Origin of the sequence: Exiguobacterium sp. s102 (assembly GCF_018618635.1) — a bacterium.
Classification (GTDB): Bacteria; Bacillota; Bacilli; order Exiguobacteriales; family Exiguobacteriaceae; genus Exiguobacterium_A; species Exiguobacterium_A oxidotolerans.
Genome location: NZ_JACSML010000003.1, coordinates 235,576 through 261,993 on the forward strand (window position 1 = coordinate 235,576; position 26,418 = coordinate 261,993).

A 26,418-nucleotide genomic window follows, 5' to 3' on the forward strand; every position below is an offset into this window, starting at 1 on the left:
TTCCTCATTTCTCTGAAACTGTATCGAGGCGTTCGATCGTCTGAACACCCCCGTCAATCGCGTTGACGAAATAAAGTTCTTCCCCGTCGAGTTCGATCTGCCACGTCGGCGGTAAAATCTGGACCGATTTTGTCCCTTCCGTCACGAGACAGAAATAGCCAAGCTTATGGCCTGTCATTTTTTTCGAGGCCGGGAAAAGACCTTGCTCCGACAATTGGATGACGGCTTCGCTCGCTGACAACAACGTCACGTCCTGTGCTTGGCGGACGACTTCGTTCAAGTGACGTTGCTTATAGCTGACGATTTCCTTGTCATCGTTCAGCTGCAGGACGAGCAGGGACGGACCAATCATCGACTCATCATCCCGTGATTGCTCCGGTGTCGAATACAGCGGTTGTCCTTTATACGTCTGCACGAACGTCATTTCATTTTGTTTATTATCAAACTTCCAAAACGTGTAGTCTGAACCGTGATTAACGGACGACTGGACGAATGAAGTCGCCGAGTCGCGCATCGCTTTTGCGTCGAGCGGTGACGGCTTCGACAACCGAACAGACCATTCGACCTGATTTTTGACTGATGTGATTGCATCTTTAATCGGTGAGCTCTCTTTTGGTGCCAGTGAGCTCGAATCGACTTCTGCCGTCAAATAACCGATGTCGCGAGACGCGGTCTGCAGTTGTTTTTCGTCAATCTTCCGATCTTTCAAAATCGTCTTTCCGGACGCCGTCGTCGCGACGATCCGTGGTTCAATCATCCGATCCATCAATTGAACGACCAGGTAGACGTTCAGGATGAGGAAAGTCAGAATCAACAACGTCTTTGCTTTACTCCAATCCATTCAACATTACCCCTCATTTCCAATTGCTTGATCGACTGTGCTCCATTCTCCATCCCGTTTGACGAACCATGCCGGTTCAAACAGGGCGTAGCGACTCGTCGCGATTTTGTATGTCATGCTGTAGCCGACTCGAATTCCGGTGATGTCCTGCATAAGGTCTGCTTGCTCCAGCTCTTTCACCGTCTGTTCAATCGTCGGTAACGTCGTTTCCTTTAACAAAAGTTTCCGGTCTGCCCGTAACATGCCCCGGCTGATCGACCGGATTTGATTTTCTTCGAACGTCATCTTGATCGTCGCTAAATCAAATTCTGGTTGTTCGAGCAACGGGCCAATTTCGCCGAAGACCGGATAACGATTCAAATAGAGACGGAAGATTGCCGTTTGTTGCTCTTCTTGACTACTCATTTGATCGAAGTAATAACGGAAGCCACTGCGTTGTGTGACTTGGTCGAGCCAGCCCCCATGAATATTGATGTAGCTGACGAGCGTACTGTAATCGACTGCCGTACTTTGTGTATTCGGTGACAGCGTGTTGAAACGATAGGCATTGTAATCCCGGTCATACGTCGAGACGCTGACCCCATCCGTCAACACGTCGAGTCCGTCTCGTCCCTTGATTTGCTGCACGTTCGTATTCGCTGTGAAGAACGCACTGCGGATCCGGTCGAGTGGTTTCGGGTCCTGTCCGACTTCGTCATAGACAAACACTTCTTCAAGACGAGGGGTCGCTGTTGCGACGTACGTGTAGTCACCGCCTTTAAGCTCGACCTTCGTCATCGGTTTTTTCTTATCGTAGGCAAAGAGGCGTTTTAAGACTGTCTCGTCGCCGACCAATTGAAAGTCTTTAAAGCGACCAGTCGCTGACTCGAGCCGAAGAATCGGTCCGTCATAATCGAGCAGATAGAGCCGTTTAATCGGTTCAGCCATCGCAATCTCTTTTTCACCGAGTAGTTCTTCAAGCATCGCTGCCGTGACCGGTGTCGGGAAAATCATCTCGACACTCCGTTTGCTGAGCGGGATGTTTGAGGCTTTATCCGTCAAGACGAGGACACCGATATCAAACGAAGCACCAATCCGGTTCAAAATCGTCCGCCCGATGATTTGTGTCTGATAGGCTTCCACACCATTCGAATAGACGACGAGTTCGGGATTGACGAGCTGATTACTCTCAACCGTCTTTGAAGCATCAATCTCATTAAACGATACTTGTTCCTGCTCAATCGATTCACTACTTGGATGATATGTCCAAAGCATTGCCGTCTGAAAAATAGAACCACATACAAGTAGAATCAGCAGGGTCGTTTTCAGTCGTTGCTTCATCATCCGGCATCCACCTCTTCAATCACTTCATAAGGAAGGGTAAAGTAAATCGTCGTACCACGTCCCCATTCACTTTCTGCCCAAATGTCGCCGCCATGTGCCGAAACGACATCTTTCGCGATCGAGAGACCGAGACCTGTCCCACCAATCTTCCGTGCCCGTGCCTTATCGACACGATAGAAACGTTCGAAGATTTTTTGCAGGTTCGCTTTCGGAATCCCGACTCCCTCATCCTTGATGCTGATGACGATCCGTTTCGCCCGTAACATCGTCCGGACGGTAATCGTTCCGCCTTCCGGTGAATACTTGATCGCATTCGTCAAAATGTTATCGGCAACTTGAATCAACTTATCCTGGTCCCCACGAATATAAACTTTCCGTTTCATGATTTTCCGGCGGAAGCGAATCCGCTCCGGTTTTGTCATGTCATGACGATCGAGAATTTCATTAATGAACTGGATATAGTCGAAGCGCACTTTATTCATCTTGTATTCCTTACTATCCATTTTCGACAGTTGCAGGAGGTCTGTGACGAGACGAATCATCCGCTCCGTCTCATTTTGTGTCGTCTCAAGGAAGCGTGGTGCAAGTTCTTCGTCTTGATAGGCCCCTTCTGCGAGTGCTTCGAGATAACTCCGCATCGTCGTCAATGGAGTCCGGAGTTCGTGACTGACGTTCGCGACGAACTCGCGGCGGTCCTGTTCGACTTGCTCTTGTTCCGTGACGTCATGCAAGACGATGATCATTCCGGTAATCGGTCCACTGTGTTTCTTGACGGGCGAGAAGAACGCCCGGACGAGGAACAGTTCATCCTCACTACTGAAATCAAGCAAGCGTGGTGGCATTGTTCCGTCTTCCGGAATCATGAAGTCATCCCCGAGTGCGAGTAAATCCTTCAGATTCGTTCCGACCATGCCTGCCTCTTCGACGCCGACGATGTCTTTTGCTTGATCATTCATCAAGATGACACGGAGCGTCCGGTCCGTCGCGATCACACCGTCCGTCATGTTTTCGAGGACGCTCGTCAACTTCCGTCGTTCCGCTTCCGTCGTCGCGTTTGCTTCGAGCAACTCGTCGGTCAATTCGTTGAACGACCGGGCCAGCTGTCCGATTTCGTCATCGGAATAGACTTTTACTTTCCGGGAGAAGTTCCCCCGGCGCATCTCAATCGCTTGCCGACGCATGTCGGAAATCGGTCGCGTGATCGTTCGAGATAACAGCACCCCGAGAATCGACGTGATGACAAGTGCAATCACTGTTCCCGTCGCTAGAATGCGGGTGACCTGTTGCATCTGTGAATAGATCGACTCCATCGATGCCCGGACATAAATCATCCCGATCGTCGAACCATCACCTTCTGACGTGACAGGTACGGCGAAGATTCGGATTTTATCTTCATTCGGATCAAGGACGGTATCGATTCGGGTCGAACTCGTCGCCTGTGCTTTTTTGATTAACGAGTTTGTCGCCCGTTGCCCAACCGCCGACTGGTTGTCCTCATCCGACGTCGCTTGAATGACAGAATCCTGGTCGATGATTTGGACTTCGAGAATGTCGTTCCTTGAAGTGGAGCCACTACTAAACTCAGACAGCAGCTGCCCAAGAGACTCAGACAACTGCCGTTTAGAGGCTTCATCATCGCCTGCCTTATCAAATTCCTTCCCGACATTGTAAGCTACAAGTCCGGCTCGGTCCTCGACAGATTTTGAGAAGTTTGTAATGTACTGCTTTTCAAGGGAACGAACGAAATAGACTCCAATGACTTGCATCGCGACTAAAATCAGTAACGCGTAAATGACGACAAGTTTCCACTGGATGGATTTAAAGAAGTTCGTTCCTTTTAACATAGTTATTCATTCTCCCCATCTTGGAGATAATAACCGACACCACGACGTGTCATGATATAAATGGGTGTACTCGGGTTGTCTTCGACTTTCTCACGTAGACGGCGTACCGTCACATCGACCGTCCGAACGTCGCCGAAGTAATCATAGCCCCAGACTGTCTGAAGAAGATGTTCGCGCGTCATGACTTGTCCGATGTTCTTCGCTAAATAATGCAACAGTTCGAATTCACGTTGTGTGAGTTCGATTTTTTCTTCACGCTTCGTGACCGTATGCGAATTCAAATGAATCGTCAACTCACCAATCGTAATATCATCAGGGTCATCACTGACTGGTTTTTCATCACGTCCTCGTTTTCGCATGTTCGCTTTGACACGTGCGAGTAGCTCGCGTGAACTAAATGGTTTCGTTACGTAATCATCCGCACCGAGTTCCAGTCCGAGTACTTTATCGATTTCTGAGTCTTTTGCCGTCAACATGATGATTGGTGTCTCAAGTGTTTTTCGGACTTCACGACAGACTTCCATCCCATCCATTAAAGGCAGCATGATGTCGAGCAAAATCAAGTCTGGTTTGAATTCCTCGACCTTTTCAAGTGCTTCAACGCCATCATTGGCAACAGCGACGCTGTAACCTTCTTTTTCAAGTTTAAATTTTAATATATCCGCAATCGGTTGTTCGTCGTCGACGACGAGTATTCTACGTTCCGTCAATGGGTGTTCCCCCTTAAAAAATTTCTATTCAATCTATTTTACCTGTTTTTTCGGCATATAGAAAGGTGGCGACGGAAACTACCGACGCCACACCCCTACCATTCAACCGATTTCATGTGGAACGTTCCACGTGAAACATTACTTTTAGTATACGCTCTTATCCTTTTGTTTGTGAATTATTTCGCTTATCAAAAGATATAAAAAAACAGGTGCGGCACCGATTGATGCCACGCCTGTTTGTATTCGACTTATGCTTCTTCGTAAAGATCGCGAAGGACGACTGTCTGCTCGCGACCTGGTCCGACCGAGAACGTCACGAGTGAAATATTCGTCAAATCTGCGATCCGTTTTACGTAGTTTTGAGCATTGATTGGAAGGTCTTCAAACTTACGAATCCCTGTAATATCTTCTTTCCAACCCGGTAACTCTTCGTAGACCGGGACACACGCTTCAAGATCACGGAAGCTTGCCGGGTACTCATCGATTTGTTTTCCGTTGAATTCGTATGATGTACAAATCTTCAACGTTTCAATCCCGGTCAAGACATCGATCGAGTTCAAGGACAGGTCTGTCAAACCACTCGTCCGACGTGAGTGACGAACGACAACCGAGTCGAACCAACCGACGCGACGCGGACGACCTGTCGTCGTACCATATTCGCGACCGACTTCACGGATGTGATGACCGATTTCATCGAACAATTCCGTTGGGAACGGACCATCACCAACACGTGACGTATAGGCCTTACAGACACCGACGACGTGGTCGATACGAGCAGGACCGACACCGACACCTGACGCGACGCCACCCGCTGAAGCATTTGATGATGTGACGAACGGATACGTTCCGTGGTCGAGATCGAGCAAGACACCTTGCGCTCCTTCGAACAACACTTTTTCCCCTTTATCGAGGCTATCGTTGACGACGACTGATGTATCGCAGACATACTTCGCGAATTCTTGACCATACGCGTAGTATTCTTCAAAGATATCATCAAAGGCAATCGGCTCTGCGTCGTACATTTTCGTAAACATCCGGTTCTTCTGTTCAAGCACGATTTGAAGTTTTTCAGCGAACGTTTCTTTATCGAGTAAGTCTGCCATCCGGATCCCGATCCGTGCTGCTTTATCCATGTAGCACGGTCCGATTCCTTTCAGCGTCGTTCCGACTTTCGCGTCGCCTTTTGCTTCTTCTTCGAGCTGATCTTGCAATTGATGGTATGGCAAGATAACATGAGCACGATTTGAAATTAATAAGTTATCCGTAGAAACACCACGATCGTGCAGATACTTTAATTCCTTGACGAGCGATTTCGGATTGACGACTAGGCCATTTCCGATGACACATTTCTTGTCTGAGTAAAAGATCCCTGAAGGAATCAAGTGTAACTTATACGTCTCATTATTGAATACGATTGTATGTCCTGCATTGTCCCCACCTTGATAACGAGCGACGACATCGGCTTTTTTCGAAAGGAAATCGGTAATTTTACCTTTCCCTTCGTCGCCCCACTGTGTTCCGACTACTACTACTGATGACATATTCTCATCCACCTCCACGTACGATTCAAAACCACGACTAAGTGTAACGCGGAAAAAAACAGAAGTCAATCAAATACCGAACAATTAATTAATGTATTTCTGTTTCGTTCGTTTAATCACTCCTTTCTGCTTCCTTTTTTCCTTTACTTTCAAGATATCGAAACATAATGATTCTTCCCGATGACTTCGTTTGTCCAAATCGTTATGCTTCCTTTATGTGCTTTACTCTCGTCTTGTTTATCAAAATCGGGGGCTAGTCTACAGACAAGCTCATATCGAAACCTTTTACATACGCCCGCCGCGCTTTTCCTCTGCGAATCAACAAATCGATCCCCAATGATCCATACGACCCGCTACACAAGACAACCGTTTTGCTTCTCGTGACTCCTACGGGAAAAAGTGCAAGATTTCTTGCACTGTCAGAGGCAGGCAAGACCCTGCTACGTGTTGAAGGAGCAACGGCTTGCGCCTCGCCCGAGGAAAGCACGAGAAGAAAGAAACGGTTGTCAGAAAGCAGAAAGCAAAAAGCAAAAAGCCTCGTTCACAACATTGAATTTATCTTGTCCACACGTGAACTAAACTAACACCTCAGTCATGATTTTCTACAAACAAAAACACCCCGACCTGGTTAGATCGAGGTGTTGCTTGTTACGCCGGTGGAGCATACGAATTACTCGGCTCAAGATCGACGAATTTATTAAATTCTTTCCGGAAAGCGAGTTTAACCGTACCGGTCGGACCATTCCGCTGTTTCGCGATGATGATCTCGATCGTATTCGCATCTTCCGTTTCTTTGTTGTAGTAATCGTCCCGGTATAAGAAAGCGACGATATCAGCATCTTGCTCAATCGCCCCTGATTCCCGAATATCCGACATCATCGGTCGTTTATCTTGACGACTCTCCACACCACGCGAGAGCTGTGATAAGGCGATGACGGGCACTTCGAGTTCACGTGCGAGCGACTTCAAGGAACGGGAAATCTCCGAGACTTCTTGTTGACGGTTATCGCTTGAGCGACCGTTCCCTTGAATCAGCTGCAAGTAATCAATCATGATCATGCCGAGTCCGTGCTCTTGCTTTAAGCGACGACACTTCGCCCGGATATCATTGACACGAATCCCTGGCGTATCATCGATGTAAATCCCTGCTTGCGACAAACTACTCATCGCGAGCGACAGTTTACCCCAATCTTCATCTTCGAGTTGCCCCGTCCGGAGACGTTGCGCATCGACGTTGCCTTCTGCACACAACATCCGCATGACGAGTTGTTCCGCACCCATCTCAAGACTAAAGATGGCAACATTCTCGTCGGCACGGGTGGCGACGTTTTGCGAGATGTTCAAGGCGAATGCCGTCTTCCCGACAGACGGACGGGCGGCGACGATGATTAAATCGTTACGCTGGAATCCGGCCGTCACTTGATCGAGGTCGCGGAAGCCGGTCGGAATCCCGGTCGTTTCACCGCTTTGCTTATGCAATTTATCAATCGTCGCATACGCGCTCGTCAAGACGTCAGAAATCGGGATAAAGTTTGCGCTCCCCTTGCCTTGCGATACTTCAAGAATCTTCCGTTCTGCCTCATTCAGCAGCACATCGACTTCATTTTGTCGTTCGTACCCGTCTGTGACGATTTCATTTGCTGTCCGGATTAAACGGCGGAGCGTTGATTTTTGGTCGACGACATTGACGTAATAATTGATATTCGCTGCTGTCGGGACACCTTCCGCAAGCTCACCGAGATAGGCAAGCCCGCCGATTTCTTCTAAGACACCGAGCGTACTCAGTTCCGCCGTGACTGTGACAAGATCGATTGCTTCGCCACGGTCCGACAACACGAGCATCGCTTCAAAAATCCGTTGGTGTGCCGCCCGATAAAAATCGTGTGGCAATAATCGTTCGGACGCACTGATCAATCGATCAGCATCAATCATGATCGCCCCAAGGACGGCTTGTTCCGCCTCGATACTTTGGGGTGGCGTATTTTGCATTACATCACTCATCACCGATCCCCTTTTCTCATCACGCTTCTTTGACCTGAACGTTTAGCGTCGCTGTGACTTCATTGTGCAGTTTTAACGGCACTTTCGTGAATCCGAGGGCTTTGATCGGGTGTTCAAGCTCGATTTTACGTTTGTCGATTTTGTAACCCATGCTCTTCAATGCTTCTGCAATTTGTTTACTCGTGACTGAACCGAAGACACGACCGCCTTCGCCCGCTTTCGTCGAAACGACAATCGTTTCTTTTTCAATCTTCTCTTTTAACGCTTCCGCGTCGAGCAATGCTTGTTTCGCTTGCTCTGCTGCTTTACGTTCATGTGCTTCATGTTGTTTTAAGTTCCCTGTTGTCGCGGGACGCGCTAATTTCTTTTTGAATAACACATTGTTCGCGTATGCATCTGCGACTTCTTTCACGTCTCCTGCTTTACCTTGTCCTTTAACGTCTTGCAATAAAATAACTTTCATTCGATTTCCTCTCCTTTTGTTTCATCTTCTAGATAACGATCGATTGCTTGTCTTAATTCATCCGCGACCGTGATGATCGATTCCGCCATCTGTGTCGCCGCATTCGTTAAGTGACCACCGCCACCTAACGTCTCCATGATTAACTGGACATTGACCTCACCGAGCGACCGGGCACTGATTGCCGTCCGGCCATCTTGGAGCTCAGCGATGACGAAGGCGGCACGGATTCCTTGTAAGGATAACAGTTGATCCGCCGTTTGGGCGATCAAGACTTGATCATGGATGACCCCTGGCTCCGCTGTCGCGATTGCCATACCTGCCTTATAGATTTCCGTCCGCTCGAGAATATGCGACTGTTCGACATACGTCTCGAGGTTTTGACTAAGGAACTCTTGGACGAGGACCGTGTCTGCGCCTTGCGAACGCAAGTAAGAGGCCGCATCAAACGTCCGCGAGCCTGTTCGGATCGTAAAGCCTTTCGTGTCGACGATGATTCCTGCAAGTAACGCCGTCGCTTCAAGCATTGACAGCTTTTCGTTCGTCGGTTGGTATTCAATCAACTCTGTGACGAGTTCTGACGTCGAAGATGCATATGGCTCAAGATAGACGAGCACTGGCTCCTCGATGAAATCTTCTCCGCGACGATGATGATCGATGACGACCATTCGTTCGAACTGATCCAGTAATGCCGGAACGACGACAAGCGACGGTTTATGCGTGTCGACGATAATCAATAACGCTTGATCGTCGACGAGTTGCTCAGCTTGGAACGAATTGATGAAGCGCGACTCTAGTTTTTCGTCTTCACTGATTTCCGACATCATCCGTCGAATCCCTTGACCGATTTCTGCATCCGGTAATACGATATGCGCTTCCTTATCGTTCATCTCGGCAAGCTTGAGAATACCAATCGATGCTCCAAGTGAATCCATGTCAGGATTTCGATGACCCATGACGAGGATTCGACTCGATTCCTGCATCAAGTCACGCAACGAATTGGCGATGACCCGTGCCCGGACACGCGTCCGTTTTTCTGTCGGATTCGTTTTCCCACCATAAAAGCGGACTTTCCCGTCACGTTTGATGACGACCTGGTCGCCCCCGCGTCCGAGTGCTAAGTCAAGACTCGACTGCGCCATCTGACCGAGAACAGGTATCGCGTCACTGCCACAGCCAATTCCGATTGACAGCGTTAATTGCACCCCACGTTGACTCGTCTCGTCTCGGACAATGTCTAAGATGGAAAACTTCGTCCGCTCAAGAATTCGTAGATTCTCTTCTGTCGTCACGACAAAGTACCGGTCTGAGGCGGTACGTTTTATATAGGTGCCGTGATCCGCCGCCCAATGATTCAATAACTGGGTGACCCGACTATTTAATTCACTTCTTAATTGATCTTCAATCCCCTGCGTCATCTCATCATAGTTATCGAGATAAATGACGCCGATGACGGTTTGATTGTCGACGAGTTGTTGTTCAACTTGCGCCTCTTCTGTCATATCAAATAGATAGAACGTCCGATTTTCACGATTCGAGAAGACACGATAGACGGACTCACCAATCTCAAGTGTCGCTTGATCTTCATCCGTCGCCATCATTTCAACGAACAAGGGATCGAGATCGAGTAACAGATGCCCCATTGCCAAGTCGTCGAAGATTTCACGCATCGGATCATTGAACCATGTGACGTGCGTTTCCTCATCATATAGTAAGATTCCAATCGGCATATTCGTCAAAGCATCTTGCCCTGTATCCTCGACTTGAATCGATATTCTTTCGACATATGCTTCCCAGGACTTTCGTGCCCGCTGCTCTTCTAATAGATGAAGGACAAAAAGAACAGTCGTCACGAACGCACCAATTGCTGCGATGATTGGATTACTAATTGCGACGACGAGAAGTAGACCGACGATTAATAGATACGGAACGAAGCGAACAACCCGCCGTTCCCGTTCTGATGATACTTGTTGACCTGACTCCATCGCGTCCTCCTTAAATACTTCTAATTAAAAATTCGTTAACTTGTTTATTATAACCGAAAAATAGGACCGGTTGAAAGCGAAGCGAAAAAAAGCGCCCTTCCTTCGAAAAGGAAAAGCGCTTCACCGTAATCAGTCAGCTACGTATGGGATTAAAGCCATTTGACGTGAACGTTTGATTGCGATTGTAAGTGGACGTTGGTATTTCGCTGAAGTACCAGTCACACGACGTGGAAGAATCTTACCGCGTTCCGAAATGAAACGTTTGAGAAGTTCTACGTCTTTATAATCGATATGAGTGATGTGGTTCGACGTGAAGTAACATACTTTACGACGACGTTTTCCACCTGGACGACGTGCCATGTGATTAACCTCCTTTTTAGAGTAAATTTTTCAGTCCAACGTTCCCATTAGAATGGGAGATCGTCGTCTGAAAGATCGATCGAACTTCCACCGCTGAACGGATCAGCGCCGAAGCCCGAGTTCGATGAAGATGAAGCGGGTGCTGGCGAGGAAGAGTTGTTCTGCTGTTGCTGTGAACCCCATCCTGCAGCATTCCCGTTTCCACCTGTATTTGAATTCGAAGAATAGCTGTCACTATCTGAAGAACGGCTTGCATTGCGTGATTCTAGGAATCGAACACTATCCGCGACGACTTCAGCACGATATCGACGTTGACCCTCTTTATCGTCATAACTGCTAATCTGTAGGCGACCCTCGACACCTGCGAGACTACCTTTTTTCAAATACTGAGCAACGTTCTCTGCTTGCTTGCGCCATACGACGCAATCGATGAAATCAGCTTCTCGCTTCCCATCTTGTCCCGTAAATGGACGGTCACATGCGAGTGTGAATCGCGTTACCGCAATCCCGCTCTGCGTATAACGCATTTCAGGGTCACGAGTTAACCGACCGACTAAAACGACGCGGTTAATCATCAGAATCACTCTCCTGTTTCAGCTTATTTCTCGTCTTTTGTGATCATTAAGCGAACGATATCGTCACTGATCTTCATGAGACGGTCAAGTTCTTTAGTAGCTGCTGGTTCAGCAGTCACGTTAAGAAGAACATAGAATCCTTCACGCATATCATTGATTTCGTAAGCGAAACGACGTTTACCCATTTCAGTTGTTTTTTCAACTGTACCACCGTTGTCAGTGAGGACTTTGTTGAAACGCTCAACTAGAGCTTTTCGTGCTTCCTCATCAACTTCCGGACGGATGATGTAAAGTACTTCGTATTTACGCATATCTGTCACCTCCTCTTGGACTGGCGGCTCGATTCATCGAGCAAGGAGCAATAATTCATTACTCACATTTGTTAATACTATCAAAGTATTTTGGTTTATGCAATAACGATTCGTTCGCTCTGCTTAAACGTTGAAGCGGAATGTGACAACATCGCCATCTTGGAAGACATATTCTTTACCTTCAGAACGGTAACGTCCTTGTTCTTTGACTGTCGCCATGTTTCCAGCTGCTGCTAAGTCATCGTATGCGACAACTTCAGCACGGATGAATCCACGTTCGAAGTCAGAGTGGATGACACCGGCACATTGTGGTGCTTTCATCCCTTTTTTGAACGTCCAGGCACGAACTTCTTTTTCGCCCGCTGTGAAGTATGTCGCGAGACCGAGCGTGTTATAGGCTGCATGGATCAATTGATCGAGACCTGACTCTTCGATTCCGAGGTCAACGAGGAACTCTTGACGTTCTTCCGGTTCGAGTTCAGCGATTTCTTCTTCGATCCGGGCACAGATGATGATGACTTCCGCCCCTTCTTTTGCTGCAAACTCACGGACGAGACGAACGTTTTCGTTACTATCTGCATCCGCGACTTCATCTTCACCGACGTTTGCGACATAAAGCATCGGTTTCATCGTCAACAATTGGAAGTGTTTCACGATTGCCGCTTGATCTTCGTTTAATTCTGCAAGACGTGCTGGTTTTTCGTCTTCGAGCAATGCGAGGACGATTTCAAGTGCTTCGAGTTCGCCTGCTGCGTTTTTATCACGTGACTTGACTTGTTTTTGGACACGTTGGATCCGTTTTTCAACCAATTCGAGATCGGCCAAAATCAACTCGAGGTTGATTGTTTCGATATCATCGATCGGTGATACTTTACCTGAGACGTGTGTGATGTTTTCGTCGATGAAGCAACGGACGACCTGACAAATCGCATCGACTTCACGAATGTTTGCTAAGAATTTATTTCCTAATCCTTCACCCTTTGACGCGCCTTTGACGATTCCCGCGATATCCGTGAATTCGAATGCTGTCGGGATGGTCTTCTTCGGGTTGACGAGTTCTGTCAATTTACGAAGACGTGCATCGGGTACTTCGACGACACCTACGTTCGGATCGATTGTTGCGAACGGATAGTTCGCCGCCTCGACACCTGCTTGAGTAATTGCGTTAAAAAGTGTTGATTTTCCTACGTTTGGTAAGCCAACGATTCCTGCTGTTAATCCCACTTGGAATTCCTCCTTTTCGGTATTTCCTAGGAAATCCGTGCTAGCGGCCGCAGTGGGTAGATTGATTACACCACGTCAGCACATCTTTCACAATTATAGATAGTTCAATTTTTTTAAGCAAGGAGATGGGAATTCTTTTTTAAAGAGTTTGCTAATTCACCTAGCCGCTTAATCAAAACTTAGACTTCTCCTTAACCTTTTTTCCACCATTAGCGTTCTGCTTTGTAATTAAAAAAGACCGAGGCACCTATTAAGCGCTTCGGTCGTATTTGATAAAACTCATTCTGGTAAGACTTTTTTTAACCGCTTATCAAAATCGCGCCGTGGCATTAAGATGCTTGCCCCACACCCTTGACATTTGATGCGGATGTCCATGCCGACACGAATGATTTGCCACCGGTTCGTTCCGCATGGATGTTGTTTCTTCATTTCGACATAATCATGGAGATTGTACGTTTTTGGCATCATTGATTTGTTCACCATTCCCTTGATCTGTAGTGTTCATCATGACCATATGCGGGTACGGAATCTGGATTCCTTCCGCTTCGAGACCTTGTTTGAATTCTTTACGCATCAAACGTCCCGCTTGAAAATGTTGCATCGGTGGTACTTCTGCCATCATGCGGTACGCAACGCCAGAAGAATCAAGCATTTGGACACCGAGTATTTGAATCGGTTCAACGAACATATCGGCATATTTCTTCGTCGTCGCTTCCGAGATGTCGTTCAGAATCGTCTCGACCCGGTCGAGATCCTCTTCATACGGAACTTGGACATCGACTAAGGCAAAACTGTTATCGACCGAGAAGTTCGTCACTTGCAGGATTTGCCCGTTCGGAACGATATGAATCTCGCCCGTCAGACCTTTCAGCTTCGTCGTCCGAATACCAAGCTCGATGACAATCCCTTCAATCACGCCGACGCGGACATAATCACCGACTTTGAACTGTCGTTCGAAGATGATGAAGGCACCTGTGATGATATCTTGAACCAGGTTTTTCGCACCAAACGAAATGGCGAGACCGGCAATCCCTGCACTGGCGACGAGCCCTGTGATGTTGATTCCGAATTGACTGAGCACGGTCAGTAACATGACAATTCCGAGGACGTAGCGAATCGCATTTTGTAACAATTTGAGTAACGTCTCGTTTTGTCGTTGCGCTAAATAATCATGCTCGTTGATTTTTCGAATCGTAAACAAACGGGCGACTGCTCCCGTCATGATCCGTGTCAGGATATAAAATCCGGCAATGATGATTAACGCAATTGTCACCTTGAGTCCAAACCGAATCCACATTTCTGTGTCCGTCACTTGCGCAATTAACTTATCGACCTGGGCGACTGATTCTTTCACATCTTGATTGGTAGCCATTCTCTTCATCCTTTCATTTCTCTCTATTACGACAGTATACGTGATTTTAAATCAGTTTCAACTTAAAGAACCGATTTCGACGTTAGTTTTCTTGAAAAACCGGGAAAGGAAAATCATTACAGAACACCTTCACTCTCGCCAATACACCATGACGTAGACACCTAGAGAAGAAAGGATGATCTAGAGATGAACTTCCGCTTTCATTCACATGAGCCAAAGCCCTATTCTTTCTTTTTAGAGCATACAGAGCCGTTTGCGAAAGAACGATTAGCTGAACAATTACACGAGCAAGTCGCTGCGACGAAAGAAACACGTCCTGTCGTTCTCGTTTGTATCGGTTCCGATCGTTCGACGGGGGATTCCCTCGGTCCACTCGTCGGTACATTCCTCGAAAAATCCCGTCCCGCTCATATGCATGTGTATGGCACATTAGCCAAACCGGTTCATGCCTTAAATTTAGCTGAAACACTTCACTCGATTCAAACGACCCATTACAAACCACTCGTCATCGCCATCGATGCTTGTCTCGGACGCTTATCGAGCGTCGGTCATGTCTTTTTCTCGGAAGGTCCTCTCGCACCCGGAGCCGGTGTCCAAAAAGAATTGCCTGCTGTTGGTGACTTCAACATCAAAGCCGTCGTCAACGTCAGTGGATTCATGGAAATGATGATTTTGCAAAATACCCGACTCCATCTCGTCTATGAATTAGCTGAACTTGTTGCCGACAGCTTCGCCTTACTCGATGCGAAACTGGCAGCGGAAACAAAACGAACGACGATTTCCTTTACGCCCCGTTCGATCTAAACAGCACACACTACAATTAAAATAAGGACAAGCGAATCCTTACGACTCGCTTGTCCTTATTTTTTTTGTCATTCTTCTTCCGGCAACAAAATCTCAAGTATCCGATTTAAATCCTCTTCGTCCATAAAATCGATTTCTAGTTTCCCTGCCTGCTTCGTCGTCTTGATTCGAACACTGGCCCCGATCCGCTCCCGTAACGCGTCTTCAATAAAATGAAGTTCAGTCGTCTGTTCAGAAACATGCCGCTTTTGCTTACGTTCGCGGAGCTCTTGCTCAAGACGACGGACATTCCAATTCTCCGTGATGACGCGTTCCGCCATCCGCTCGATTTTTTGCGGGTTTTTTAAAGCGAGCAAGGCACGTGCATGCCCCATCGATAAACGTTCTTCCATGACTGCTTGTTGGACGAGTGGCGGTAACTGCAACAAGCGTAGACTGTTCGTGATGTGCGAACGGCTTTTTCCGACACGGCTCGCAAGTTCTGCTTGCGTCACCTCAAACTCTTCCAACATTTCGGCATACGCCATCGCTTCTTCAATCGCACTTAAATCAGCGCGCTGAATGTTTTCAATCAAGGCAAGCTCCATCATCCGCGTATCATTGGCCTCGATGATTAAGACGGGTACATGAACGAATCCGACTTGTTTCGCTGCCTGATACCGGCGTTCCCCGGCGACGATTTCGTAAAATCCATCACGTGGTCGAACGACGATCGGTTGAATCATCCCGTGCTGCCGTAAAGAATGTGCTAATTCTTGTAATGCTTTTTCATTAAACTGTTTGCGCGGCTGACCTGGATTCGGTCGAATCGCCCGCAGGGGTATCTCATTCACATAAATCTCTCCTAAACGTAGCGGAAGGCACGACCGCAGTTTACGGACGTGCCTTCACGATGCGAATTCGCACCTCGACATATTCTTCACAATCTACTTCTTCTTTTTCGACGGTCAATCCTGTCCGCTCAATCATGTCGACTGAATCACGTAGTGTATTCAACGCGATCCGTGTATCCCGTGCAAAACTTTTATGTCGCTTCTTCGGCTTTTTCGGTGTCAGTAGACGCTCGACACGCTGTTCCGTTTCTTTGACATTCCATTCGCGTTCCATGATTTCCGCTAAGACTGAGATTTGAAGATCTGCATCCTTTAAAGGCAACAAGGCGCGCGCGTGACGTTCCGTGATTGTCCGTTGCTTCAATGCCTCGCGAATTTCAGCTGGCAAACGCAACAGACGTAACTTGTTCGCAATCGTCGACTGACTGCGTCCTAGTTTACGTGCTAAAACTTCTTGCGTAATGTGTTGCATCGCAAGCAATCGTTCATATGCTTCTGCTTCTTCGATTGGAGTCAGTTCTTCCCGTTGTAGATTCTCAATCAATGCGAGTGCAGCTGTCGTTTCATCGGTCATTTCCTTGATAATTGCGGGAATCGTTTCCCACCCAAGTGATTGAACCGCTCGAAAACGACGCTCACCTGCGATGATTTCATAACCTAGCCCCTGTTTTCGTACTACGATTGGCTGTAGTAACCCATGTTCTTCAATCGTCATCGCCAATTCTTCAATCCGCTCCCCATCAAAAATCGTTCGGGGTTGGAATTGATTGGCAACAAGCTCTGTCAGCTTTAGCTCCTGAAGCGTGTCTCGGGGATCAAGCTCAAGCGGGACAGGCTGTCCCCCTTTACCAAGCAGTTTAGCAATTGCATTTTTCACGTTCGCGCACCTCACCTTTATCAGTCATCGTTTCACGTGAAACGGTGTTTAACTCAGTGGATCTTTAGCCGGTGTTCCCGCCTTACGCGGATATTTCCCGGGTGTTAATCGTTTTTTATCTACAATAACGATATTACGCTCACTTTCCTCACCTGGCAATTGGAACTGGAAACTTTCCCGTAAATTACCACCAAGTACTTTGAGTGCCGTTGCGCCTTCTTCTAACTCTTGCCCTAACTTCGCTGCCTTCAAGGCAACAAATTGTCCGCCGACTTTCGCGAGTGGCAAACAGTATTCTGCAAGGACTGACATGCGGGCGACGGCGCGTGCCGTCACGACATCAAAGTGTTCCCGGAACTGTTTGTTTTTACCGAACTCTTCGGCCCGACCATGATGGAACGCGACACCTTCAAGTTCAAGTTCTGTCGCGAGCATGTTCAAGAAGCCGATTCGTTTATTCAGTGAATCGATGATCGTGACTTTTAAGTGCGGGAACATGATTTTAATCGGGAGGCTCGGGAAACCGGCACCGGCTCCGACATCACAAACGGTTTCGACTTCTGTGAAATCAAAGTAGAAAGCCGCTGTGATCGAATCATAAAAGTGTTTCAAGTAAACATCTTCTTTATCCGTGATCGCCGTCAGGTTCATTTTTTCATTCCATTCGACGAGCAGTTCATAGTAGCGTTTGAACTGGTGTAATTGTTGTTCTGAGACGTCGAGACCTTGCTCGGCTAAAGCCGTTACGAATTGCTGTTCGTTCATGTTATCACTCCGCAGTCAATGCGTATTGGCCTTGCTCGATATAAATTAGCAAAATCGAGATATCTGACGGGTTAACCCCAGAAATCCGTGATGCTTGTCCAATCGAGAGCGGACGCACTTGGTTTAGTTTCTGTTTTGCTTCAATCGCGAGACCATTGATGACATCGTAATCGAGTCGATCCGGAATTCGTTTTTGTTCCATCCGCATCATACGTTCGACTTGGTCGAGTTGTTTGTCGATATAACCTGCGTACTTGACTTGGATTTCGACTTGCTCGGCCGCTTCCGCTGACAATGCGACAGGTGGCTCTGTCATGTCTGCAATCATTGCGTACGTGATTTCCGGACGTTTCAATAACGTAATTGCGTGCAACGCTTCTTTCAACGGTGAGACACCGATTGCTGTCAGTTTTTCGTTGACGTCTGGTGTCGCTTTGATGACGACTTTTTCAAGACGTTTCATTTCGCGACTGATTTCGTCTTTTTTCAGTTCGAGTTTCGCATGACGCGTGTCATTGATCAGACCGAGTTCATGCCCGATTTCAGATAAGCGAAGATCGGCATTGTCATGACGGAGTAAGAGACGGTATTCAGCACGTGACGTCAAGAGGCGATACGGTTCGTTCGTCCCTTTTGTGACGAGATCATCAATCATGACACCGATATACCCTTGCGAACGCGACAAAATCAATGGCTCTTTGCCTTGAACTTTAAGCGACGCATTGATTCCAGCCATGATGCCTTGTCCGGCAGCTTCTTCGTACCCGCTCGTACCGTTAATTTGTCCTGCTGTGAATAACCCTTCGACCCGTTTCGTTTCAAGTGTCGGCCACAGTTGTGTCGGAATGACCGCATCGTATTCGATTGCATAGCCGGGACGCATCATTTCTGATTTTTCAAGACCGGGAATCGAACGTAAGATATCATGTTGGACATCTTCCGGTAAGCTTGTTGATAACCCTTGGACATAGACTTCTTCCGTATCGCGACCTTCCGGCTCGAGGAAGATTTGGTGACGCGGCTTATCATTGAACCGGACGACTTTGTCCTCGATTGAAGGACAGTAGCGCGGGCCTGTTCCTTTAATCATGCCTGAGAACATCGGTGAACGGTGTAAGTTCGCGTCAATCAATTGGTGTGTGTACTCTGTCGTATACGTTAACCAACATGGAATCTGCTCCGTGATCATCTGAGTCGTTTCATGGCTGAACGGTAAAGCAACCGCATCCCCTGGTTGGATTTCGGTTTTTGAATAATCAATTGTTTTTCCATCGATTCGGGGTGGTGTCCCTGTTTTGAAGCGCGCGAGCTCGAACCCGAGTTCCTCGAGATGCTTCGATAGGTTGACGGACGGCATCTGATTGTTCGGACCACTCTCGTATGAGAGTTCGCCGATGATGATTTTCCCGCGCATGAACGTTCCTGTCGTAATGACGACAGCATTCGCCCGGTACTCTGCTCCCGTATTCGTCACGACACCGACACAGCGTCCATCTTCAATCAATAGACGTTCGACGAGTGCTTGACGTAACAAGAGGTTCGGTTCATCCTCCAGGGCTTTTTTCATTCGATTTTGATACTCAAATTTATCTGCCTGCGCCCGGAGTGCACGGACGGCCGGACCTTTTGATGTATTGAGCATTTTCATTTGGATGTAAGTCGCGTCGATCGCTCGTGCCATCTCGCCACCTAATGCATCAATTTCCCGGACGACAATCCCTTTTGCGGGACCACCAATCGACGGGTTACAGTACATGAATCCGACCATGTCGGGATTCATCGTTAACATCACCGTTTTCGAACCCATTCGCGCTGATGCGAGTGACGCTTCGATTCCAGCATGTCCGGCTCCGACGACGATGACGTCGAATTCACCTGCTTGATAAGCCATAATTTCGGTTCCTCCTTTTATGAATCAACAACCTGACAGTGCAATTATTTCCCTAAACAAAACTGGGAGAAAAGTTTATCGAGTAGACTATCTTGCGCCGTATCCCCATTGATTTCGCCAAGCGTATCCCATGCCCGGCGTAAATCGATTTGGACCATGTCGATCGGCATCGCTGCTTCTGCCGCCCCGAGCGCATCTTCAATCATCTGACTCGCTTGTTTAATCAATTGAATATGACGTGCATTCGAGACGTACGTCATGTCTTGGCTTTCAACACCTTGTTCGAAGAAGAGGGCTGCGATTGCTGCTTCGAGGTCGTTGACGCCTGCTTCTTCAAGCAACGATGTCGTGACGACCGGGCGTCCTGCAGCCAGTTCTTCAACACGTGTTAAGTCGATTTGTTGCGCAAGGTCACTCTTGTTGACGATGATGATCGCGTTCATATCGCGAATCGCTTCAAACAACAAAATATCTTCTTGCGTCAATTCGTCATTCCCGTTTAAGACGAGTAAAATTAAATCCGCCGAATTGAGTGCCTGGCGTGATTTTTCGACACCCATTCGTTCGACGATATCTTCCGTTTCCCGAATCCCTGCCGTATCGATCAACTTGAGCGGTACACCGCGGACATTCACATATTCCTCAATCGTATCACGGGTCGTCCCTGCGATATCCGTGACGATTGCTTTTGCTTCTTGCACCAATGTGTTGAGCAAAGATGATTTCCCGACGTTCGGTCGCCCGATGATTGCTGTCGACAGGCCTTCACGTAGAATTTTTCCTTGGCGCGCCGTCCGGAGCAGTTCCGTCAGGATGCGGCGGACTTCCCCAGCATCTTTTTGGACGATTTGTTGCGTCATTTCTTCCGCATCGTATTCCGGGTAGTCGATGTTGACTTCAATCGAAGCGATCGTCTGTAACAGCTGTTCGCGCAATTCTTGGACAAGCTTCGAGAGCCGCCCTTCGATTTGACCGATTGCAACCGTCATCGCCCGGTCCGTTTTCGCACGGATTAAGTCCATCACGGCTTCAGCTTGTGATAAGTCGATGCGCCCGTTCAAAAAGGCGCGTTTCGTGAATTCACCTGGTTCTGCTAGACGAACATCAGGTTGTGCCAGAATGAGTTCGAGTACACGATTGACCGCGACGACTCCACCATGGCAATTCAATTCGACGACATCTTCGCGCGTAAACGTCTTCGGCGCCCGCATGACACTGACCATTACTTCATCGACGACCTGCTCCGTCTCGTGGTCGACTAATTTCCCGTAATGAATCGTGTGGGTTGGTACTTCCGTTAACTGATTCGCACCTCGGTACACTCGGTTTGCCGTTGCTACTGCTTGCGGACCTGATAAGCGGACGATTGCAATCGCCCCTTCGCCCATCGGTGTCGAAATCGCGGCTATCGTATCAAATTCCATCATTCGTCATTCACACCTCGTTTTCTTCTATCGTTTCTATGATTAATTGATGAGTTAGTTATAAATGGGTATAACGTGACAACTATACACGAAAATGACTCAAAGAAAAAGAGCGACACTCTGTAAAAACGGAGTATCGCCCTCATTTGTGATTAACGTTTCTTTTTCGGCTTTTTCGGAGCAGGAGCTGCTTCGGCCGCTTCTTTTTCACGTTTTGAAGCAATCGTTGCTTCAGTCTGTAATTTGATCTTCTCACGCATCGGCTTCATGATCACGATCGTCACGATGATCGAGAAGATATAACCAACGACCCAGTAAAGTGACAAGGCAGAGGGTAACGTCACACCCATGACGAAGATCATGACCGGGAAGACGTACAACATGATTTTCATCTGCGGATTATCTTCTTGCCCTGCCATCGAGAGTTTCTGTTGCAGGTACGTAAAGACCGCTGAAAGAATCGGTAAGATAAAATATGGATCTGGCTTTCCAAGATCGAACCAAAGGAACGTATGCTTGAAAATATCCGGCGTGTAAATGATTGCGTTATAGAAGGCAATCAGGATTGGCATTTGAATTAAGATCGGTAAACAACCTGCAAGTGGATTGACGTTATGCTCCTGATAAAGCTTCATCATTTCCTGTTGCAATTTCTGTTGTGTTTCCTGATCTTTTGAACTGTATTTCTCACGCAGTTTCATCATTTCTGGCTGGATGACTTGCATACCACCCATACTCTTCGTCTGTTTAATCATCAACGGTAAGATGACGAGACGAACAATCAATGTCGTAATCACGATTGCAATCCCGTAATCCCCATTAAAGTATTCAGCAATTTTTCCAATCAACCAAGCCATCGGCCAAACAAAATAATGTTTCCAGAAACCTTCTGTGTCAGCAGTAATCGGTTCACCTGTTCCGTATGTTCCAGGTGTACAACCCGATAGAACAACTGCGAGTACTGACATCAGTCCAAGTGTCAACCAAATCTTAGTTCTCTTGTTCATAATTCCTCCTAATGATGTTTACCCTTTGTCGGTCAGACTCCTTCTATAGATAGAATCAGGAAAGACCGTTACAAATCAAACAGAATATATTACGTATTTATTTAACTTGCCGCTTCCAGACGCCGGAACGCTTTAATACATGCCGCAAACTATCTGCGACTTCTTGCGCAGTCATCTTCGCAGCTGGATTGCGGGCGATGATTACAAGATCATAATCTGGTGCAATCGAAGCTTCATGTAACAAAAATGCTTCACGAAGGTACCGTTTTACCTGATTACGTACGACAGCATTTCCGATTTTCTTACTCACTGATAAACCAATCCGAAAATGAGCTTGCTGGTCTTTTTTTAGTGCGTATACGACAAATTGCCGATTGGCGACAGAGGCTCCTCGAGTAAACACCGCTTGGAACTCCTTGTCTTTCTTGACGCGGTATTCCTTCTTCACCTTGATCACACTCCATCCTGACATCACGAAAATTCGTCGTCTTTCATCATATCATAGAATAATCCTGCTTCGCGAGAGGGGGTTGTGACAAAAGCACGAACACCCTTAAAAAAAGCAAAAAAAAGATCACCTCAGGCATCGCCAGAAGTGATCTCATCATCGCTCGATTATACAGTCAAGGCTTTGCGGCCTTTAAGACGGCGAGCAGCCAAGATCCGGCGGCCACTCTTCGTTGCCATGCGCGCACGGAATCCGTGAACTTTTTTGCGCTTACGGTTGTTTGGGTTGAAAGTTGGTTTCATTTTAGTCTGCACCTCCTTTAAAAATTACTCTATTAAAAAACATCGTTTTCTACTTTAAGGCAGTCTTGTACATTATATAAATCAAAAGGGACCTTGTCAATGAAAGTTCGTAAGAATTATCTCGTTCGATTCTATACGATTCGTTACGATAGAAATCTGGATGAGGGTTCGTATTACAAGATAGGAATCCGATCTGCATGAACACTAGGAAATTCCCCAAATTAAAACTATCCACAGACTTATCCACACTATCCACACTTTCCGTGGATAACTCTTCACTTTGTCTACAATAGTATTTTTTAAAATCAACGTCAAGGTTTGATTTTCGACTCGATTCTCCAACTATTTTTGATTTTGTGTATAACTATTTTTTTACGCTTCCTCTTTCAAAAAGTTATGCACACGTTATCCACACCTTATCCACACTATCCACAGCCTGTGGGTAACTACCTGTGTATATCTTTATTTACTTGTGGATAAATCACTCTAGGCATTGCCAGGGCTCATTTCATTTGATACACTAATTGTGCATAACAACGACACGAACCAAATTGAATTTTCAAGTTATACACACCCTGTGGATAACTTTATACACAGTTTTACTTGCCTGTGGATAACGTTATCCACAGTTTTTATGTTGTGGGGATAAGTCGAGTTTCTTCATTAACTTTGTCCTGTGCATAAACCTGTGTATAGTTTTTTATATCATGATAGAAAAAGGGAGGTATTTATGAAAAACGCTGCCGAACTTTGGCATAATGTATTGTCTGTGATCGAGGAAGAAGAACGGACACCTAAGGCAAGTTATGACATGTGGTTAAAATCCACTGAAGGCGTCACGCTGAATGGAACGACACTGATCATCTCAGCACCAGCTGCATTTACCGTTACTTGGCTGGAACGTCAATACTTATCGTTACTCGAAGATACGGTTGAAGAAGTGACAGGGAGTCGACTTGATATTCAATTTATCGAGGAAGGCCAAGCAAAGAAGATGCTCGATCGTCAAAATGAGGAAGCGTCTGAGACGGTACCACCGTCTAAAACATCAAATCGTGCACAATCGTCACGAAAACCGACCGATGAGCTGGTCATGAGTGAACTCGGTCAATTGAATACAAAATACACGTTCGATACGTTTGTCATTGGATCAGGTAACCGTTTTGCCCATGCCGCTTCCTTGGCTGTAGCAGAAGCACCTGCGAAAGCCTATAATCCTTTATTCATCTATGGAGGAGTCGGACTTGGTAAAACCCATTTGATGCACGCGATTGGCCAGTACGTCCAAGATCAAAACCTTGGGACGCGGATCGCCTATGTCTCCTCGGAACGTTTTACAAATGACTTCATTAACTCGATTCGGGACAATAAAACCGTTGAGTTTCGGAACAAATACCGGAATATCGATGTTCTATTAATAGATGACATTCAATTTCTCGCAGGAAAAGAGCAGACGCAAGAGGAGTTTTTCCACACATTCAATGCCCTGCACAATGATCAAAAACAAATCATCATCTCGAGTGATCGACCACCAAAAGAAATTCCGACACTTGAAGATCGGCTTCGCTCTAGGTTCGAGTGGGGATTGATAACAGACATCACACCTCCTGACCTTGAGACACGGATTGCGATTTTGCGGAAAAAAGCCAATGCCGAGCAACTTGATGTTTCTAATGAAGTCATGCTCTATATCGCGAGTCAAATCGACACGAACATCCGCGAGCTCGAAGGGGCACTGACGCGTGTCATCGCTTATGCGAACCTGGTCGGACGGACGATTGATCCGAATGTTGCAGCAGAAGCGTTGCATAACATCATGCCGGTCACGGAGCCGCGAAAAGTCACGATCCGCGACATCCAGGAGTCCGTCAGTAAACACTTCAACTTACCGTTTGACGACTTAAAGGCTAAAAAACGAACAAAATCGATTGCCTTTCCACGCCAGATTGCGATGTACCTCTCGCGAGAGATGACGGAAAGCTCTTTACCGAAGATTGGTGAGGAATTTGGTGGACGGGATCACACGACAGTCATCCATGCACATGAGAAAATCAGTATGCTCGTTAAATCGGATGGAGAAACAGGAAAAGTCATCGAACAAATTAAGCATGAATTGAAACATTCCTGAACCTGTGGATAAGCTGTGGATAAAAGAGGCTAGTTATCCACAAGTTATCCACACGCAGTTTGGCTCTATACCAAGTTATCCACCGACTTATCCACACTATCCACAGCCCCTAATACTATTATTAAAAAAATATATTATTATGTTATGATGATGTAACGCCCATTTTGAGAGGAGCTTAACGACAATATGCATATTACAATTCAACGCGATACTTTAATCCAAGCCATCCAGGACGTAGCGAAAGCTGTCTCATCAAGAACGACGATTCCAATCTTAACGGGAATCAAACTTGAAGCGCATGGTGACGGAATGACGTTAACAGGAAGCGATACCGAGATTTCAATTGAACGGACAATCTATGCGGAAGAGAATGGTACTTCTTATGTAACCGTCCACCGCGCCGGTAGTGTCGTCCTCAATGCCCGTTTCTTTGGTGATATCGTTAAAAAGTTACCAACAGACGAAGTCATCATCGAAGTCTCTCCAAACTTCATGACACGGATTCAATCCGGGACAGCTGAATTTCATCTGAACGGTCTTGATTCAGACGAGTTTCCGCGTCTTCCACAAGTCGATGGGGGACAACAGTTCCGTTTACCCGCAGATCTATTACGTTCAATGATCCGTCAGACGAGTTTTGCCGTCGCGGTTCAAGAAACACGTCCTGTTTTGACAGGGGTTAACTTCTCAGCAGATAAAGGCATTTTGACATGCGTATCGACGGATAGTCATCGCCTTGCACTACGCCGGGCACAGTTTGAGACAGAGAACGAGATTTCGTTCCAAAATGTCATCGTGCCGGGTAAGAGCTTAAACGAATTATCGAAACTGTTAGGTGATGGTCATGTCGATGTCACGATCACGAACCAGCAAATCCTCTTCAAAATGAAACATGTCCTATTCTTCTCTCGCTTACTCGACGGGAACTATCCGGATACGTCGCGTTTAATTCCGGAAGAGTACCGGACGGCTGTCCGTATGAATGCAAAGGAATTGCTTCAGGCAATCGACCGGGCATCACTTCTTGCACGTGAAGACCGCAACAACGTCATCAAGTTCGCAGCAGAAGGTACGACAGCTGTCGAAATTTCATCGCACTCACCAGAAGTTGGGAAAGTTTCGGAACAAGTGAGCATCTTGTCGCTTGAAGGCGAAGAGCTGAAGATTTCTTTCAACTCGAAATACATGATGGATGCCTTAAAAGCACTTGATGCGACGGATATTGAAATTCAATTCACGGGATCGATTCGACCATTCATTCTCCATCCGGTCGACCAAGATAACGTCTTGCAATTGATTTTACCTGTCCGTACGGCTTGATTCCCTCCCCGAGAAACCGACTTGGTTTCTTGGGTTTTTTTTGTAATCCGTATATATGTTCGTTCATTTTGC

25 protein-coding genes are annotated in these 26,418 nt (G+C 46.9%); 3 read left to right on the top strand and 22 right to left on the bottom strand.

Features of this window, described 5'->3' with window-relative positions; all coding sequences use genetic code 11:
• Positions 1–4: 4 nt before the first annotated feature.
• The 14 genes from KNQ02_RS10920 to KNQ02_RS10985 all read right to left on the bottom strand — a co-directional run bounded on the left by KNQ02_RS10920 (position 5) and on the right by KNQ02_RS10985 (position 14,547).
• A complete protein-coding gene (locus tag KNQ02_RS10920; protein ID WP_214808515.1) occupies positions 5–841 on the bottom strand; it encodes a two-component system regulatory protein YycI in 837 nt (278 codons plus the stop codon).
• Between the two features lie 6 nt (positions 842–847).
• Entirely contained in the window at positions 848–2,164 is a 1,317-nt protein-coding gene (locus KNQ02_RS10925; RefSeq protein WP_214808519.1) for a YycH family regulatory protein, read from the bottom strand.
• Positions 2,161–4,008 carry a cell wall metabolism sensor histidine kinase WalK gene (gene walK, locus KNQ02_RS10930; RefSeq protein WP_029332155.1) on the bottom strand — a complete coding sequence of 616 codons (1,848 nt, stop codon included), beginning with the start codon at positions 4,006–4,008 and terminating at the stop codon, positions 2,161–2,163. Before walK ends, KNQ02_RS10925 begins: the two co-directional genes overlap by 4 nt.
• 2 nt (positions 4,009–4,010) lie before the next feature.
• On the bottom strand, positions 4,011–4,718 hold the full coding sequence (gene yycF, locus KNQ02_RS10935; protein ID WP_088838297.1) for a response regulator YycF: 708 nt from the start codon (positions 4,716–4,718) through the stop codon (positions 4,011–4,013).
• Between the two features lie 248 nt (positions 4,719–4,966).
• A complete protein-coding gene (locus tag KNQ02_RS10940) occupies positions 4,967–6,259 on the bottom strand; it encodes an adenylosuccinate synthase (protein ID WP_029332157.1) in 1,293 nt (430 codons plus the stop codon).
• Between the two features lie 648 nt (positions 6,260–6,907).
• Positions 6,908–8,260, bottom strand: coding sequence for a replicative DNA helicase (gene dnaB, locus KNQ02_RS10945; protein WP_214808522.1), 1,353 nt, complete (start codon positions 8,258–8,260; stop codon positions 6,908–6,910).
• Between the two features lie 19 nt (positions 8,261–8,279).
• The gene (gene rplI / locus KNQ02_RS10950) at positions 8,280–8,723 is read right to left on the bottom strand and encodes a 50S ribosomal protein L9 (protein WP_029332159.1); all 444 of its coding nucleotides are present in this window, start codon (positions 8,721–8,723) and stop codon (positions 8,280–8,282) included.
• A complete protein-coding gene (locus KNQ02_RS10955) occupies positions 8,720–10,705 on the bottom strand; it encodes a DHH family phosphoesterase (RefSeq protein ID WP_088838298.1) in 1,986 nt (661 codons plus the stop codon). The genes rplI and KNQ02_RS10955 overlap by 4 nt, the downstream gene beginning before the upstream one ends.
• Before the next feature lie 129 nt (positions 10,706–10,834).
• Positions 10,835–11,065, bottom strand: coding sequence for a 30S ribosomal protein S18 (rpsR, locus tag KNQ02_RS10960; protein WP_012371896.1), 231 nt, complete (start codon positions 11,063–11,065; stop codon positions 10,835–10,837).
• Between the two features lie 47 nt (positions 11,066–11,112).
• On the bottom strand, positions 11,113–11,640 hold the full coding sequence (locus tag KNQ02_RS10965) for a single-stranded DNA-binding protein (protein WP_029332161.1): 528 nt from the start codon (positions 11,638–11,640) through the stop codon (positions 11,113–11,115).
• Positions 11,641–11,663: 23 nt separating this feature from the next.
• Entirely contained in the window at positions 11,664–11,951 is a 288-nt protein-coding gene (gene rpsF, locus KNQ02_RS10970; protein ID WP_012371898.1) for a 30S ribosomal protein S6, read from the bottom strand.
• 123 nt (positions 11,952–12,074) lie between these two features.
• Positions 12,075–13,175 (bottom strand): redox-regulated ATPase YchF, encoded by a 1,101-nt coding sequence (gene ychF, locus KNQ02_RS10975; RefSeq protein WP_214766217.1) that lies wholly within the window; start codon positions 13,173–13,175, stop codon positions 12,075–12,077.
• Between the two features lie 279 nt (positions 13,176–13,454).
• Complete coding sequence (locus tag KNQ02_RS10980; protein WP_012371900.1) at positions 13,455–13,643, bottom strand: DUF951 domain-containing protein; 189 nt, start codon at positions 13,641–13,643, stop codon at positions 13,455–13,457.
• Positions 13,615–14,547, bottom strand: coding sequence for a mechanosensitive ion channel family protein (locus KNQ02_RS10985; RefSeq protein ID WP_088838299.1), 933 nt, complete (start codon positions 14,545–14,547; stop codon positions 13,615–13,617). Before KNQ02_RS10985 ends, KNQ02_RS10980 begins: the two co-directional genes overlap by 29 nt.
• 186 nt (positions 14,548–14,733) lie before the next feature.
• On the opposite strand from KNQ02_RS10985, the gene yyaC reads away from it, so the two are divergent.
• Positions 14,734–15,351 carry a spore protease YyaC gene (gene yyaC, locus KNQ02_RS10990; RefSeq protein ID WP_029332164.1) on the top strand — a complete coding sequence of 206 codons (618 nt, stop codon included), beginning with the start codon at positions 14,734–14,736 and terminating at the stop codon, positions 15,349–15,351.
• A 68-nt stretch (positions 15,352–15,419) separates the two neighbouring features.
• Here yyaC and KNQ02_RS10995 read toward each other — a convergent pair whose 3' ends face one another.
• The 8 genes from KNQ02_RS10995 to rpmH form a co-directional block, all read right to left on the bottom strand.
• Positions 15,420–16,184: a ParB/RepB/Spo0J family partition protein gene (locus KNQ02_RS10995; protein ID WP_214808525.1), complete on the bottom strand. Its 765-nt coding sequence runs from the start codon at positions 16,182–16,184 to the stop codon at positions 15,420–15,422.
• A 40-nt stretch (positions 16,185–16,224) separates the two neighbouring features.
• Positions 16,225–17,061, bottom strand: coding sequence for a nucleoid occlusion protein (noc, locus tag KNQ02_RS11000; protein WP_088838302.1), 837 nt, complete (start codon positions 17,059–17,061; stop codon positions 16,225–16,227).
• Positions 17,062–17,109: 48 nt separating this feature from the next.
• Entirely contained in the window at positions 17,110–17,826 is a 717-nt protein-coding gene (gene rsmG / locus KNQ02_RS11005; protein ID WP_088838303.1) for a 16S rRNA (guanine(527)-N(7))-methyltransferase RsmG, read from the bottom strand.
• Between the two features lie 4 nt (positions 17,827–17,830).
• Positions 17,831–19,717 carry a tRNA uridine-5-carboxymethylaminomethyl(34) synthesis enzyme MnmG gene (mnmG, locus tag KNQ02_RS11010; protein WP_088838304.1) on the bottom strand — a complete coding sequence of 629 codons (1,887 nt, stop codon included), beginning with the start codon at positions 19,715–19,717 and terminating at the stop codon, positions 17,831–17,833.
• Positions 19,718–19,761: 44 nt separating this feature from the next.
• On the bottom strand, positions 19,762–21,144 hold the full coding sequence (mnmE, locus tag KNQ02_RS11015; RefSeq protein ID WP_088838305.1) for a tRNA uridine-5-carboxymethylaminomethyl(34) synthesis GTPase MnmE: 1,383 nt from the start codon (positions 21,142–21,144) through the stop codon (positions 19,762–19,764).
• Between the two features lie 149 nt (positions 21,145–21,293).
• Positions 21,294–22,148 carry a membrane protein insertase YidC gene (gene yidC, locus KNQ02_RS11020; protein WP_214766213.1) on the bottom strand — a complete coding sequence of 285 codons (855 nt, stop codon included), beginning with the start codon at positions 22,146–22,148 and terminating at the stop codon, positions 21,294–21,296.
• A 97-nt stretch (positions 22,149–22,245) separates the two neighbouring features.
• Positions 22,246–22,596: a ribonuclease P protein component gene (rnpA, locus tag KNQ02_RS11025; RefSeq protein WP_029332171.1), complete on the bottom strand. Its 351-nt coding sequence runs from the start codon at positions 22,594–22,596 to the stop codon at positions 22,246–22,248.
• Between the two features lie 167 nt (positions 22,597–22,763).
• Positions 22,764–22,898 (bottom strand): 50S ribosomal protein L34, encoded by a 135-nt coding sequence (gene rpmH, locus KNQ02_RS11030; protein WP_012371910.1) that lies wholly within the window; start codon positions 22,896–22,898, stop codon positions 22,764–22,766.
• Positions 22,899–23,628: 730 nt separating this feature from the next.
• Between rpmH and dnaA the strand changes: the two genes are divergently transcribed.
• Complete coding sequence (dnaA, locus tag KNQ02_RS11035; RefSeq protein ID WP_029332172.1) at positions 23,629–25,026, top strand: chromosomal replication initiator protein DnaA; 1,398 nt, start codon at positions 23,629–23,631, stop codon at positions 25,024–25,026.
• 186 nt (positions 25,027–25,212) lie between these two features.
• Complete coding sequence (gene dnaN / locus KNQ02_RS11040; RefSeq protein WP_029332173.1) at positions 25,213–26,346, top strand: DNA polymerase III subunit beta; 1,134 nt, start codon at positions 25,213–25,215, stop codon at positions 26,344–26,346.
• The last annotated feature ends 72 nt before the right edge of the window (positions 26,347–26,418 follow it).